Source organism: Bradyrhizobium sp. MV1.5 (genome assembly GCF_055807615.1).
The window spans coordinates 271,081-285,066 of record NZ_JBVVPL010000003.1; the positions used below are offsets into that span (position 1 = coordinate 271,081).

Genomic DNA, 13,986 nt, shown 5'->3' on the forward strand with positions numbered 1-13,986 from the left:
TTACATATGACGCGGAAAGTAACGTGCGAGGCTGTCATGGCAGAGAAGCATACCGCCGATCCGGCAGAGATCATGCGGGCGACCGGTCATCCTGAGCTGGAATACGCCGCCGGCTGGACCATCGCCGGTCTGGTCACCATCGGCACCATCGTCGCCGCCTGGGTGTTCGCGATCTAGCCCATTGGAAACTGCAGCTCGAACGCCGCGCCCTGCTCGGTCGGCTTGAGCCTGATCGAGCCGCCATGGCTCGCCATCACCGCGTGTGCGATCGCCAGCCCCATCCCGGTGCCGCCCTGGTCGCGGCGGGTGGTGAAGAACGCGTCGAAGATCCTGTCGCGGTTCGGCGCCGAGATCGGCTCGCCGTCATTACTCACAGTCAGAAGCAGGGTCGTGCGCTCATCGATCGCCTCCAGCCTGATTCTCCCAGCCTTGTGCCGCATCGCATTGTCCGCGAGGTGCGACAGCACGATCAGCGCCTTCTCGGCCGACATGCCGATCATCAGGTCGAGGCTGCCGCTGGCCTCGATCGAGCTCGCCGGAAACCGGCTCCTGAGATCGGCAACTACGGGCGCCAATTCCGTGCGCTCGTTTTGCGGCAGGCTTTCGGCACGCGCGAGTTCGCGAAGCCGCTGCGCCATCGCTTCCAGCCGCTTTGTGTCGGACAGGATGTTGGCGATGAACATCTCCTGCTCGACCAGCGTCAGGCTGCCCGCTTTGCCCTGAACCGAATCCTGCAACAGCTCGGCGGCGCCCTTGATCGAGGTCAGCGGTGATTTCAGTTCGTGGGTGAGGTGGGCCGAGAAGGTCGCGATATAGTCCGAGCGCCGCGCGAGCTGTTCGGCCATGCCGAGGAAACTGTGCGAGAGCTGGGCGAACTCGCGCGTGCCGTAGTGCCGCAACGGCCTGAACGCCTCGCGGTCGCCGCGGCCAATTCTGGTGGCGCGATCGATCAGCTCGCGCATCGGCAGCGTGATGGTGCGCGAGAATACGAGGCCGATCGCGATCGTGCCGAGAACCACGGCAAGACCCGCCAGCACGAACTTGGCCCGCTCCTGGTAGAGATGGTCGAAGATGTTGCTCGGTGTCCGCGTCGTGTAGATCACCCCTGCGACGCGGTTGTTGACGATAACAGGCATGGCCGAAAACACGTGGACGCCGAGGCCGCGGCTGAAGGAATAGATCGACGGCGGCGGCTTGTCGGGCACTCGGTTGCGCAGGGTGGCGCGGTATTGCCCATGCAGCGCGTCAGCGACCTCCTCGATATGGGCGAGCGATTGCCCGACCTCCTGCCGCCCGGCGATCACCACGCCTTGGGAATCGAGGATGCGAAAGCCTGCCAGCGTCACCTTCTGGGTCTCGCGGATGATCGGCGTCAGTCTTGCGCCGATCTCGACATAGACGGGCTGCGCCGGCTGCGGAGCGGCTTGCGCCTCGGGCCGCCGCCGCAACAAATCGTTGGCGGTGAGGTCGAGCGCGGGACGGATCGGGGTGACCTGGTCGCCCGGATCAGGCAGCACGTTCGGCGGCACCTCGGCGCCGAGCGTCAAGCCGCTGTCGAGCCGCGCCGTGACTTCCTGCGCATAGATCGTCGCGAGCACGCGGCTCTGCGCAATCAGCTCGGCCTGGGTCTGGCGGATCAGCTGGTTGTCGTAGAGACGGAAGAAGAACAGGCCGACCAGCGGCAGCACGCCGACGGTCGCCAGCACCGTGAAGATCACGAGGGTGAGCGACGGCCGCCATTTGTCGGGCGCGGCGCTCATGCCTCTTTCTCGCAGCGGCCGAGCTTGAAGCCGACGCCGTGGATGGTCTCGATGACGTTGTCGCAGGCCAGCGCCGCGAGCTTGGCGCGGATGTTGCGGACGTGGCTGTCGATGGTGCGGTCGGAGACCTGGATGTTGAGCTGGTAGGCCGCTCGCATCAGCTGCTCGCGATTGAACACCGAGGTCGGCCGGGTCAGGAACGCGCGCAAGATGCCGAACTCGATCGCGGTCAGCTTCAGCGGCGTGCCGGCGAACGACGCGACATGCTGCTCGGGATCGATCAACAGGCCGCCTTGCGCGAGTGCCGACGGCCCCGCCTTGGCCTCGCCATTGCGCGGGCCGAGACGGCGCAGGATGACGTTGACCCGCGCCACCAGCTCGCGCGGGCTGAACGGCTTCGTCACGTAGTCGTCGCCGCCGATCTCGAGGCCGAGGATGCGGTCGATCTCCTCGTCGCGGGCCGACAGGAACAGGATCGGCACGTCGGAGGCTTTGCGCACCTCGCGGCAGACGTCGAGGCCGTCGAATTCGGGCATGCCGATGTCGAGCACGATCAGGTCAGGCCTGTCGGCGGCAAAGCGGGTCAGCGCCTCCTTGCCGTCGCGCGCCTCGATCACGTCCATGCCGGCTTTCTTCAAAGCGACGCGGATGACCTCGCGGATATGGCCTTCGTCGTCGACGATGAGAATGCGATGCGCCAAGAATCTCTCCGCTGCCCCGTCAGCCCGCCGGCTGAGCTTTCGTCAGCGCGTCCAGCCTGCGCTGAAGCCGCCAATTCCGGAATCCCCAGCTCCGCCAGGCCAGATCCTGACGCTGGACTTCTACAAGCCGATCGCGCCGCGACACAAGGCAGTTGTCGCCCGGGCGATGAGCGATGACCTCGTCGAGGGCAGGCAGCGCCTGCGGCCCGAGTGTGAGGAGATAGTTGGCGTCGATGCTCAAGCCCTTCCCCGACATTTCGTTGCTGTGGCTCAGATTATAGTCGGCGATGAACGCGTCGAAGTTCACCAGCGAGCAGCCATACAGGGCGATCGTTAACGCGATCAGATTGGCGCCGACGAGCCATTGGTTGGACCTGTCGAGCACGATGCGGGCGACGATCAGGATCAGCCCGAGCGCCACCAGCCCCATCCAGATGAAGGCCGCGATGCGCCAGTAGGTCAGCATGTAGATGTCGACGTAAAGGTCGAGGCGAAGGATGGAGGAGGCGACGAGCAGGACGTTCTGTCCCACCCAGAGATAGACCAGCGGCCGGATGATCTTCGATTTCTCCGCCGGACGGCCCGGGCGCATCGCCACCAGCACGAAGGCGGCGGCGAGGAGCGCGGTCGCGATCAGCGGATAGGCGCCGCGATGGGCATAGGCCGCATAGGTCAAATTAGTCGGCAGCGCGACATGCCCCCAGAGATAGATACCGTCGAGGATCGATTGCGCAGCGAACAGCAGGTTGAACAGGATCAGCGAGCGCAGGATGGTGGAGGGGCACAGGAACTGAGCCGAGACTTGGGACGGCAGCGGCGGCGGCACGGAGCCATCGACGACCGTCGTGGTGGGAATCGTCCTGCGCCGCCAGCGCACATGGATGAACGGCCAGACCAGCGCCAGCATCATGGTCCAGAACAGCACGCGCGGGATGCTGATACACTCGAACATGAGCTTTGGATTGAGCAGAGACACCCACTGCTCGATCACCGGATTGGCCGCCGCGAACAGCGCGACGAAGGCGGTGCTCATCACAGCAGGCATCAGCCAGAGTGCGATGCCCCGGGTGAACCCCGACATGTTGAAGATCTGCAGCGCGTCGAGGAAGAACCTGAAGGGCCCGAGCAGGAAGAGGTTGCGCAGCGCGCGCGCACGTTCAGTGAGTTCGGTCGTTTCCGGATTGGTCGCGATCAGAAGCGCGATGGCCAGCGCCATGGTGAGGATCAGGAAGGTGAGCATGTTGAGCTCCTCGACTGCCGGTGCGAGGCCGGCGACGAGAATGACCGCGCCGATCATGGCGCGTCGCAGGTCCAGTGCCGCATGATTGAACAACACCGACACGCAAGCCGTCGCGATCGCAAAGAGCGTCAGCGATAGCCCGATACGCGGGCCATAGAACAGCCAGTCGGCGAGCGCAACCAGTGCCAGTGCGAGGCCAAGCTTGGCAAGAATGGAGGAAGGCCTGATCGGCTGGAGGTCCGCTGCTATCGTCGAAGCCAGGCTCGTCATGTTCAAATGGCCTTTCGTGAATGGTGGCATCACGAAGTCTGAACGTCGTTTGTGCAGAAGGCGGGATCGTCGTCTGCACGGCTTCAGGAGTCTTTTGCAGATTATGTGCAGACGCGCTTTTGGTCCTTACGCGGCGCAGATCGCTTTGATAGGTGCGATGCATACATCACCTTGGGCGTGACGCATCATGCAGCTCCTCAACCGCACCGGTCTCATCCTGCTCTGGCTTGCCGCGCCTCTCGTCGCATTTGCGGCCGCGAACAAGAACGACCCCTATCTTCTCGTGCTGCGCGGCGTCGGAAACATCGCGATTGTCGTCACAAGCATCGTAATGGTCATCGTGCTGCTGCACCGCGGGCGCTGGCGCAGCATCCCGGGCAAGCTGCTCGTCATGCTCTGGTGCATTCCGCCGCTCCTGATGTCGGCGGCGCACCTGAAATTTGAACTGCGCAAGCACGATGTTCTTGCCGCCAGTGCGGCCGAGGCGCGTCAGCTCGGACCTCACTTCATGGTCGGCTATACCTCCTTCCCGGAGGTCGCGCGCCTCGCCGAGCAAGGCTTGATCGGCGGTATCTACGTCACCCGGCACAACATCCGCGGTCGGACCGCCGAGTCACTGCGTGCCGAGATCGCGGCGCTCCAGGACAAGCGGCGAGCCGCCGGCCTGCCGCCGCTGGTCGTGGCCGCGGACCAGGAGGGCGGCATCGTCGGGCATCTTGCGCCGCCGCTGACGAAGCTGCCGGCGCTGGCGACGCTTGCCGGGCTTGCCCCCGATGACCAACAGGCCAAAGCGGCAGAGTTCGGCCGCATCCACGGACGTGAACTCGCCGGGCTCGGTGTCAACCTCAATCTCGCGCCGGTGCTCGATCTCAAGCCGCCGGGCCGGCGCAATCGTCTCGACTTCCACACACTCATCGGTCAGCGCGCGATTGCGACCGATCCGGCCGTCGTCGGCGCGATCGCGCGCGCTTATGTGCGCGGGCTGGAGCAATCCGGCGTCGGCGCCACGCTCAAGCATTTTCCCGGCATCGGGCGCGTGCGCACCGATACGCATCATTTCAGTGCCAATCTCGACACGCCGGTCGGGGAGCTGGAGGCAACCGACTGGCTCCCGTTCCGCGAGGTGCTGTCGCGTTCGCGCAGCGCGATCATGGTCGGGCATGTCAGGCTCACGGCCGTCGATCCCGATCGCGCCGCCTCGCATTCGAAGCGTGTCGTCGAGGGGATCATTCGCGACAAATGGGGCTATCAGGGCGTCGTGATGACCGACGATCTCGTCATGGGCGCGATCTACCAGCACGACGTCTGCCAGGCCGTGGTCGAGGCCATCAACGCGGGGGTCGATCTGCTGCTGGTCGCCTATGACGGCGCGCAATTCTACCGGATTTTCGCTTGCGCCCTGGATGGATCGCGGCAAGGTAAGCTCGATACGGCGATGCTACGCGCGAGCGAAGCGCGGCTCGCGCGGGGTTTCCCGTCCGAGCAGGCACGAGCCGCCTCACCCACCGTCAGCGCCGCCCGCCAAGACTAGCCCTTCGCGAACTGCCGGTAGTCAGGCTCGCGATGAAACCAGAACTCGTAGCCGGTGATGGCCTTCTGCATGGCGACGTCGTGGATCGGCTGGTTGAGCGGAATGACGGGAACATCGCGCATGCAGAGCGCGATGAAATCCTTCACGGCCTTGTCGTACTCGGCAGCATCCGTGGTGAACCGCGCCTTGTCGATCAGCGCGTCCATCTCCTTGTTCTGGTACGAGGAGATGTTGAAGATCGAGTTGTTGCCGTGGAAATTCCAGTAGAAGTAATACTCGGGATAATCGAGCCAGCCGCTGAAACGATTCAGCGCGAGCGGGAGCTCCTTCTTGTTCAGCGTCGTGCGCCAGTTCGCGCCGGGGATCTTCTCGATCGCCGCCTTGATGCCGATCTTGGCGAGACTTTCCTGGATCAGGATCGCGGTCGGCTCGCCGACCGTGGCGGTGCCGGTGTCGAGCGACAACGTTGTGTCCAAGCCGGCTTCAAATCCCGCCTCCTTCATCAACGCCTTGGCCTTGTCGAGATCGGTTACGTACGGAAACGCCTGCGGCCAGACCGGCTTCGAGACGTCTGCTGCTCCGCCATACATGGGAACGGCACGCCCAAAGAACGCGCTGTTCTGGATTTGCTCATACGGCATCGCCCAGGCGACGGCTTGGCGCAGTTTCACATTGTCGAACGGCGGCTTTGCCGTGTTCAGCGCAAGGGACCAGAGCGCGTTCGGGATCGGCACGCCCGAGACCTTGACCTTGCCCTCCTTGATGATCTGTTCGAAGTCACGCGGCGCGAAGCCGCTGGAGATATCCGCATCGCCCCGCTCCAGCATGGCGCGGCGGGTGCCGGCGGAGGGGACGTCGCGCGCGATCACGCGCTTGAGCTTCGGGAGAGGTCCACACTTCCAATCGTCGAAGCGCGCCAGCACGGTCTCGCTGCCCGGCTTCCAGCTTTCGATCCTGTAAGCGCCGCCGCCAGCCTCGTTGTTCCTGAGCCACGCCAGCGCCCACGGGTCTTCCGCCGTCGCGTTCTTTTTCGCGAGCTCCGCGTTGATGATGAAGGGCACGACCACCGCGACGTGGAACAGCAGCATCTTGTCCTTGCGCACATAGTCGATGCGGAAGGTGTGGTCGTCGACCACGACGAACTGCTCGGGCTTTTCCAGCGATCCCGCCGACATCTGGAACGTCGGAAAGCCGCCGACCTTCACCGCGCGGTCGAACGACCATTTGACGTCCTTCGCGGTGACCGGCGTGCCGTCGTGGAATTTTGCGTCCTTCCGCAATTTGAAAGTGCAGGACATGCCGTCGGCGGCGACCTCCCAGCTCTCGGCGAGTTCAGGTGCGAGCTTCTCGCGGTCATAAGACAGGGTGCCGTCCGGGAGGTTCTTGGAGGCGTAGCTCAGTAGGCGATCGTAGCAATTCCAGGACAGCCCGTTCACGGTCTGGTTGGAGCCGACGCCCTGCATGTCGAGCGAGTTTGGCCCGAGCTCCTGCACCACCAGCAGCGTCTCGGCACGACCCTGCGCCCGGGCGAGACGGGGCGCAACGGCCGCTATTCCGGCGAGGCCGAAGCCACCGAGCACGCTGCGGCGGTTTAGGTCGAAAGATGATGCGCTCATGGGTGCCTCACTCTTGAGAGATTTGCACCATAAAGAGGCAAGGCGCATGCCATCGGCCGCGCTTCACGGCGTCGGATGCTGCGCGGACCTTCAATTCTACGGCGTCACCGCTCCGCGGCCGACGGCGCGCGGGGCTGTCAGCTCTTTCCAGGTGGAATTGGCGACATGCACCGGCGAGAACGCAGGGCGTTCGACATAATGGCCGTCGCCGGCCTCGGCGCGCAGATCGCCATCCTTCCAGACGATTCGGCCGCGCGACAGCGTCGCCGCCGCTCCGCCGGTGCAGGAAAAGCCCTCGAACACGTTGTAGTCGATCCGGCTCATCTGCCGCTTCGCGCTGATGGTCCTGCTCGCCTTGGGATCCCAAACTACAATATCCGCGTCCGAGCCGACGGCGACCGCGCCTTTGCGCGGATAGATGTTGAGGATGCGGGCGATATTCGCCGAGGTCACTGCGACGAATTCTTCCTTCGTCAGCCGTCCAGTGGCGACACCCGCGGTCCATAGCAGCGCGAGGCGATCTTCGAGGCCGCCGGTGCCGTTCGGGATCTTTCTGAAATCGCCGAGCCCGAACCGCTTTTGCTCGGTGGTGAAGGCGCAGTGGTCGGTCGCGACCACCTGCAGCGAGCCGGCTTGCAGGCCGGCCCAAAGACTATCCTGATGCGACCTGTCGCGGAACGGCGGCGACATCACGCGCTGCGCGGAATGATCCCAATCCTTGTTCTGATATTCATCGGCGTCGAGCAGCAAGTGCTGGATCAGCGGCTCGCCATAGACGCGTTTGCCGGTTGCGCGTGCCCGCGCGATCGCCTCATGCGCCTCGCGGCAGCTCGTGTGCACGATGTAGACCGGAGTCCCCGTCATGTCGGCGATCATGATGGCGCGGTTGGTGGCTTCGCCCTCGACCTCCGGTGGCCGCGAGTAGGCGTGTCCTTCGGGCCCGGTGACGCCGCGCGCGATCAGCGCCTCCTGCATCAGGGCGACGACGTCGCCGTTCTCCGCATGCACGACCGGCATGGCGCCGAGATGGGCGCATCGGGCGAACGAGTTGTAGAGCTCGTCGTCGTTCACCATCAGCGCACCCTTGTAGGCCATGAAGTGCTTGAAGGTGTTGATGCCGTAGGTTTTGACCACGGTCTCCATCTCGTCATGGATCTGCTTCGACCAGGATGTTACGGCCATGTGGAAGCCGTAGTCGGAGGCCGCCTTCTCGGATTTGTGTCGCCACTCCTGATAGGCCGCGAGCATCGATTGGCCGGGATCGGGCAGGCAGAAATCCACCACCATGGTGGTGCCACCGGCCAGCGCCGCCTTGGTTCCCGATTCGAAATCGTCCGCGGTGACCGTGCCCATGAACGGCATTTCGAGATGGGTGTGCGGATCGATGCCGCCTGGGATGACGTAGGCGCCGCCGGCATCGATGATCTCGCTGCCGGTGGGCGCATCGAGCGACTGCCCGACCGCGACGACGGTCGCGCCGTCGATCAGCACGTCCGCCCGGCGCGAATGATCATGATTGACGACGGTGCCGCCGCGGATGAGGAGGGGCATTGGAGCTCCGGAGAGAGGCGTAAACCTCGCGAAGCTAAGCGCGCCGCATGCGATGCGACAGGTGAAATTTTAGTCAGGCACCGCCGACAGTTGAGCCGTGTTCTCTCCGGCCTCTACGCCGCCCGCGCGATCAGTCCGTCGACCATCGCGCGCACCAGGCCCGCGATTTCCTCCCGGAGCGCCGGCAGCGGTACCGAGACGAGCTTCTGCTCCAGCCCCAGCGCCACCATGCCATGCACCGCCGAGAACAGGCTGCGCGCGGTGATGCCGAGCTCCTCCCGACTGCGTTTTGGAAACAGCGCGGCCAGCGGCTGGTGGACGTGGCGGAACAGCCGCATCTGGTCGTCGATGGACCAGTCGGGAAGGGGCTTGTCGGCTGCCATGCGGTGCTCGAACAGAGCGCGCCACAGTTCGAGATTTTCCGCGGCGAAATCGCAATAGGAGAGGGCGATGCGGACCAGCCGCTCCTGCGGCGACGGCTCGCCCGCGCTTTCCGCCGTGCTCAGGGCCTCGTCGAGCCGAAGCAGCGTGCGCGAGCCGACGCGCAGGATCAGCTCGTCCACATCGGCGACTAGATTGTAGACCGCGCCGTTGGCGCAGCCGATCTCGCGGGCGAGATCGCGGGTTTTCAGGCCCGCCAAGCCCCTGTCGGCGATCATTCGTTCCGCAGCCAGGATCAAATCGGATCTGAGTTTCTCTCGACGTTCCAACGCCTTAGTCATCTACAACCAAATTTCTGAGCGTTGCTCAAATATTTATTGAACGATGTTCAAGTTTCTTGCTACAAACCGTCTGTGAGCGACGCTCATAACAGGGAGCTTCAGATGTTCAAGACCGTAGTGACACTTTTCCGCGGCAGCGTGGCCGCCGCGGGCGAGGAGCTGGAAGACCGGACGGCCCTTCTGATCCTCGATCAACAGATGCGCGACGCGGCTGCCGCCCTCGAGCGGGGCAAACGGACCCTGGCGCTGGCGATCGCGCAGGACCAGCAGGAAGGTCGCAAGCTCGAGGCGACCGTCGCCCGCATCGCCGATCTCGAGACGCGCGCGGTTGCGGCGCTCGCCGGCGGCCGCGAGGATCTCGCCAACGATGCCGCTAAAGCCATCGCCGGCCTGGAGGCTGATCGCGATGCAGCGCTGACGGCGCGCGCCTTGTTCGCAACCGAGATCGCCCGGTTGAAGCGGCACGTCGCAAGCGCGCAAGCCCGCATCACCGAGCTCGACCGCGGCCGCCGTGTCGCCCGTGCCTCGGAGGCGGTGCGCTCGCTTCGCCGCAGCGGCATCGATGCGGCACGCCCCTACGAATCTACGCTGCCGGAGGCGGAGAGCACTTTGAGGCGTCTTCGTGAGCGGCAGATGGAAGCCCAGGCCGCCGACGACGCGCTGGTCGAGCTCGATGCGGCCACCGGTCCGCTCGCCACCGCCGAAAAACTCGCCGAGCAGGGTTTTGGCCCCCGGCTCAAGACCACCGCGGACGACGTGCTGGCGCGGTTGAAGTCCAAGCGCACGCCGACTGTCTGATCCCAAACCTCATCATCGTTCGAACCAGCAGGAGACCATCATGAACCAGAATGGCCAGCCCCACAGCGGCGCCTGGGTGACTTTCACTTACGTGTCCTTCGCAGCCTCCGCCTTCCTCATCGCCATCGGCATCTTCTTCATGCCGATCGACCTCTGGATGAAGGGTTATCTCACCATGGGCATCGTCATGCTGATCCAGACCTGCATCACCCTGACCAAGACGGTCCGCGACAACCATGAAAGCAGCCGGATGGTGAACCGCATCGAGGATGCCAAGGCGGAACGTCTGCTGATGGAAGTCTCCAAGGCGGCTTGAGAGGTATAGGCAACACGTAAGTAAGCAGCGGAGCAATTCGCTCCGCTGCTTCGGCGCCGGCACGTATTGCACCCGCGAAATGCAACCGAGCCATGACGGATCGCGCGGGCGCGCGCCCTTGCGCACCGGCGGCGGCCGGAGCACTCTGCGCGAGCGGCACACAAAGAATGCCGCCAAAAAGATGTGCTTATAATTACCTTGGCGAGGAACCTTATGGCAGCGATGCGGATCGACTGTGACATCCACCCGGCGGTTGGTGGCACGCGCACGACGCTGCTGCCTTATCTCAGCGATCACTGGAAAGAGCAGGTCGTGAGCCGCGCCATCGACGGGCTCGACCTGACCTCCTATCCGCCGGGCATGCCGCTGGCGGGCCGCGCCGACTGGCGGCCGAAGAATGGGGCCAAGCCCGGATCCGATCTCGCGATGGTGCAGAAGGGCGCGTTCGACCAGCTTGGCGCGAGCCACGCGATCATCAACGTGCTCTATGGTGCGCAGGCCGTGTTCGACCCCTACATGGCGGCCGACTTCTGCAAGGCGATCAACGACTGGATCGCCACTGAGTGGCTGTCGCGCGATCCGCGCCTGCGTGCCTCGATCGTGGTGCCGATGCAGGACCCGGAACTGGCGATCGAGGAGATCGAGCGCCGCGCCGGTGATCACCGCTTCGTCTCGATCCTCGTGCTGGCGCAAGGCGAGACGCTGCTGGGTCGGCGGCATTTCTGGCCGGTCTATCGGCTCGCCGAGAAATACAAGCTGCCGCTCGCGATCCACGCCGGCACGCAATATCGGCAGGCGCCGAGCTCGGCCGGCTGGCCGTCGCACCGCTACGAATATTACTTCGTCGAGGCGCAGGCGTTTCAGGCGCAGATCCTGAGCCTGATCTATGAGGACGTATTCGGCAAGTTTCCGGACCTCAAGGTCGTGCTGATGGAATCCGGCGTGAGCTGGCTGCCGGCCTTCATGTGGCGCGCCAACAAGACGTGGCGCGGGGTGCGCGTCGAGGTGCCCTGGGTCGAGCGCGAGCCGGCTGCGATCATTCGCGACAATTTTCGCGTCACCATGCAGCCGTTCGACGCACCTGGCGACGCGAAAAGCGTCGAGGAGATCATCGACCAGATCGGTTCTGAGAAGATGTTCCTGTTCGCGTCCGACTATCCGCACTGGCAGTTCGACGGCGACGATCCGATCCCGCCGAACCTGCCGAACAGCATCATCTCGAAGATGTGCGTCGACAACCCGCTGGAGACGTTTCCGCGGCTGTCGCTCGCCAACTGACTTTGGAGGTTCGCATGAGTGAAGTCATCGACCGCCCGCTGGGGGAAGACGAGAAGCCCGCCGCCTCGCGGCTGCGCATCGTCGATTGCGACGTCCATCCGAGCCTGCATTCGCCCGACGATCTCAACGAGTTCCTGCCAAAGCGCTGGCAGCAGCATCTGAAGGAATATGGCAGCCATTTGCGCACGCCGTATCTGTTTACCACGCCTTATCCTCGCTCCTCGCCGTTGATCGCGCGCCGCGATGCCTGGCCGCCGACGGGCGGGCCGCCCGGCTCGGATCTCGCCTTCATGCAGAAGCAGCACCTCGATCCGCTCGACGTCGAGTTCGGGATTTTGCAGGTGCTCGACCTCTTCATCTTCTCGCAGCAGAATCTCGAATTCGGCGCCGCGATCCAGCGTGCGATCAATGATTGGCAGTTGGCGTTCTGGTCACATCGCGACCCGCGCTTGAAGGCTTCGATCCTGGTCGGTCAGGATGGCGTCGATCTCGCCCTTGCCGAGATCGAACGCTGCGCGAAAATCGGCGAATACATCCAGATCAACGTCTCGCCGCGCGCCAACGAGCCGCTCGGCCGCCGACGCTATTGGCCGATCTACGAACGTGCTGAGGCGCTGGACCTGCCGCTCGGCATCCATGTCGGCGGATATGGCGGGCATGCGCCGACCGGTGGCGGCTGGCCGTCCTATTATGTCGAGGAGCACCAGTCGAACGCGCACACGATTGCGGCGCAGCTTGCCAGTCTCGTGATCGAGGGCGTGCCGCAGCGCTTCCCAAAATTGAAGTTCGTCTTCATCGAGGGCGGCTTCGGCTGGATCCCGTCCGCGGTGTGGCGGATGGACCAGCATTTTGAGCGCTTCCGCAGCGAGGTGCCGCATCTCAAGCGCAAGCCGTCGGAATACGTCCGTGAGCATTTCTGGTTCACGACGCAACCGATCGACGAACCTGACGAGGCCCGGCACCTGCGCTCGCTGATGGAATGGGTCGGCATCGATCGTCTCTTGTTCTCGTCGGACTATCCGCACTGGGATTTCGACGATCCGCGCTTCGCCTTCAAGACGCCGCTGACAGAAGCCGAGCGAAAGAAGATCTTCAGCAGCAATGCCCGCGCGGTCTACAAGTTCTGAGAGGGGTCTGAACGGTATGGCCCGTCACATCGTCGCGTCCATCTCGGAGATCCCACCCGGTGGCAACAAGGTCGTCGATGTCGCCGGCCGCGACATTGTCGTGTTCCACGTCAATGGCGAGTTCTTCGCGCTGCTGAACCGCTGCCCGCACGAAGGCGCGCCGCTGGAGAAAGCGGCCTGCGTGGCGCGGCTGACCTCGCCCGAGCCGGGTATCTATCAGCGCTCGCGCGTCGGCGAGATGCTGCGCTGTCCCTGGCACGGCTGGGAATTCGACATGCGCAACGGCCAGTCCTGGTTCGACCCGAAGCGCGTCAAGATAAGGTCATATCCGGTCGCGGTGGAGCGCGGCGAGGAACTCCAGAAAGGTCCGTATGTTGCCGAGACGTTTCCGGTGCATGTTGAGGACAGCTACGTGATTGTCGAGGTCTGACCAGCCGTTTCGGATTGTGATTTCGCCGCAGGTGGGATAAGCCACGCCCGCATTTATCGCGGAGACGAGCCTTGTCGAAACAATCCCTGCGTGAGGAGGCCGAGCGCCTGATCCGCGAATCGATGGAAAAGAAAACCGTCGTCGTCAAGCAGGGCGATACCCGCATCGAGGCCGTCTGCGGTAAATGCGGCGCCCCGAACCGTGTGCAGGCGCCAAAGGGACAGACCCGCATCAAGTTTGCCTGCAAGAATTGCGGGCACCAGCAAGAGACGCTGTAGAGCGCCCCATGTGTAACCTCTCATCCTGAGAGGGTGAGAATCTTTCGTCTAAACGGGCATTTGCCGTAGCCGCTTTGCTATGATTCGATGACGGGGCGAAGCAGGGGCAGATGATGGCTGACGATCAATTGTTCGAAGACTTGCCCGAGCAGGATAAGCCACTACCCAAGGGACGTGGCGCGGTGCGGTTGCGAGAACCGGAACGCAGCCAGATGAGCATGCAGGTCGCGGCATTGGACGATCTGGTAGGGGATGATCATCCGGTCCGCGCGGTTTGGTCGTTTGTCGAGGGGCTGGATCTGTCGGCGCTGTACGACGTCATCAAGGCGCGGGAGGGCGAGCCCGGACATCCGCCGGCCTCGCCGAAG

The 13,986-nt window shown here is 64.0% G+C and carries 14 protein-coding genes and 1 pseudogene; 9 read left to right on the forward strand and 6 right to left on the reverse strand.

Annotation, left to right across the window (positions count from 1 at the left end):
- Positions 1-36 precede the first annotated feature (36 nt).
- Positions 37-177, forward strand: a complete 141-nt coding sequence (locus AC0L2J_RS04955; protein WP_007597071.1) for a hypothetical protein — start codon at positions 37-39, stop codon at positions 175-177.
- On the opposite strand, the gene AC0L2J_RS04960 is transcribed toward AC0L2J_RS04955, so the two are convergent.
- From AC0L2J_RS04960 to AC0L2J_RS04970, 3 genes are read right to left on the reverse strand one after another with little or no spacing between them, the layout of a single operon-like run.
- Positions 174-1,760 (reverse strand): ATP-binding protein, encoded by a 1,587-nt coding sequence (locus AC0L2J_RS04960; protein ID WP_473387533.1) that lies wholly within the window; start codon positions 1,758-1,760, stop codon positions 174-176. The two genes, AC0L2J_RS04955 and AC0L2J_RS04960, sit on opposite strands and share 4 nt — an antisense overlap.
- Positions 1,757-2,461: a response regulator transcription factor gene (locus tag AC0L2J_RS04965; RefSeq protein ID WP_473387535.1), complete on the reverse strand. Its 705-nt coding sequence runs from the start codon at positions 2,459-2,461 to the stop codon at positions 1,757-1,759. The genes AC0L2J_RS04960 and AC0L2J_RS04965 overlap by 4 nt, the downstream gene beginning before the upstream one ends.
- A gap of 19 nt (positions 2,462-2,480) precedes the next feature.
- Entirely contained in the window at positions 2,481-3,971 is a 1,491-nt protein-coding gene (locus AC0L2J_RS04970; RefSeq protein ID WP_473387537.1) for a DUF4153 domain-containing protein, read from the reverse strand.
- 187 nt (positions 3,972-4,158) lie between these two features.
- Here AC0L2J_RS04970 and AC0L2J_RS04975 point away from each other — a divergent pair, with 187 nt between their 5' ends.
- Positions 4,159-5,502, forward strand: coding sequence for a glycoside hydrolase family 3 N-terminal domain-containing protein (locus tag AC0L2J_RS04975; protein ID WP_473387539.1), 1,344 nt, complete (start codon positions 4,159-4,161; stop codon positions 5,500-5,502).
- On the opposite strand, the gene AC0L2J_RS04980 is transcribed toward AC0L2J_RS04975, so the two are convergent.
- The 3 genes from AC0L2J_RS04980 to AC0L2J_RS04990 form a co-directional block, all read right to left on the reverse strand.
- Positions 5,499-7,118 (reverse strand): ABC transporter substrate-binding protein, encoded by a 1,620-nt coding sequence (locus tag AC0L2J_RS04980; protein WP_473387541.1) that lies wholly within the window; start codon positions 7,116-7,118, stop codon positions 5,499-5,501. The genes AC0L2J_RS04975 and AC0L2J_RS04980 overlap by 4 nt on opposite strands.
- 96 nt (positions 7,119-7,214) lie before the next feature.
- On the reverse strand, positions 7,215-8,669 hold the full coding sequence (gene hydA / locus AC0L2J_RS04985) for a dihydropyrimidinase (protein WP_473387543.1): 1,455 nt from the start codon (positions 8,667-8,669) through the stop codon (positions 7,215-7,217).
- Between the two features lie 113 nt (positions 8,670-8,782).
- Positions 8,783-9,391 carry a TetR/AcrR family transcriptional regulator gene (locus tag AC0L2J_RS04990; protein ID WP_084777395.1) on the reverse strand — a complete coding sequence of 203 codons (609 nt, stop codon included), beginning with the start codon at positions 9,389-9,391 and terminating at the stop codon, positions 8,783-8,785.
- Positions 9,392-9,493: 102 nt separating this feature from the next.
- Here AC0L2J_RS04990 and AC0L2J_RS04995 point away from each other — a divergent pair, with 102 nt between their 5' ends.
- From AC0L2J_RS04995 to AC0L2J_RS05025, 7 genes and pseudogenes are all read left to right on the forward strand, one after another.
- Positions 9,494-10,189 carry a PspA/IM30 family protein gene (locus AC0L2J_RS04995; protein WP_063994016.1) on the forward strand — a complete coding sequence of 232 codons (696 nt, stop codon included), beginning with the start codon at positions 9,494-9,496 and terminating at the stop codon, positions 10,187-10,189.
- A 40-nt stretch (positions 10,190-10,229) separates the two neighbouring features.
- Positions 10,230-10,505: a YiaA/YiaB family inner membrane protein gene (locus AC0L2J_RS05000; protein WP_063994015.1), complete on the forward strand. Its 276-nt coding sequence runs from the start codon at positions 10,230-10,232 to the stop codon at positions 10,503-10,505.
- A gap of 213 nt (positions 10,506-10,718) precedes the next feature.
- A complete protein-coding gene (locus tag AC0L2J_RS05005) occupies positions 10,719-11,783 on the forward strand; it encodes an amidohydrolase family protein (protein WP_473387546.1) in 1,065 nt (354 codons plus the stop codon).
- A 14-nt stretch (positions 11,784-11,797) separates the two neighbouring features.
- Entirely contained in the window at positions 11,798-12,910 is a 1,113-nt protein-coding gene (locus AC0L2J_RS05010) for an amidohydrolase family protein (protein ID WP_473387548.1), read from the forward strand.
- Between the two features lie 16 nt (positions 12,911-12,926).
- Positions 12,927-13,340 carry a Rieske (2Fe-2S) protein gene (locus tag AC0L2J_RS05015; RefSeq protein ID WP_007615093.1) on the forward strand — a complete coding sequence of 138 codons (414 nt, stop codon included), beginning with the start codon at positions 12,927-12,929 and terminating at the stop codon, positions 13,338-13,340.
- A gap of 71 nt (positions 13,341-13,411) precedes the next feature.
- On the forward strand, positions 13,412-13,618 hold the full coding sequence (locus AC0L2J_RS05020; protein ID WP_007615092.1) for a hypothetical protein: 207 nt from the start codon (positions 13,412-13,414) through the stop codon (positions 13,616-13,618).
- A gap of 110 nt (positions 13,619-13,728) precedes the next feature.
- Positions 13,729-13,986, forward strand: a pseudogene (locus AC0L2J_RS05025) (IS5/IS1182 family transposase); the annotation flags it as partial.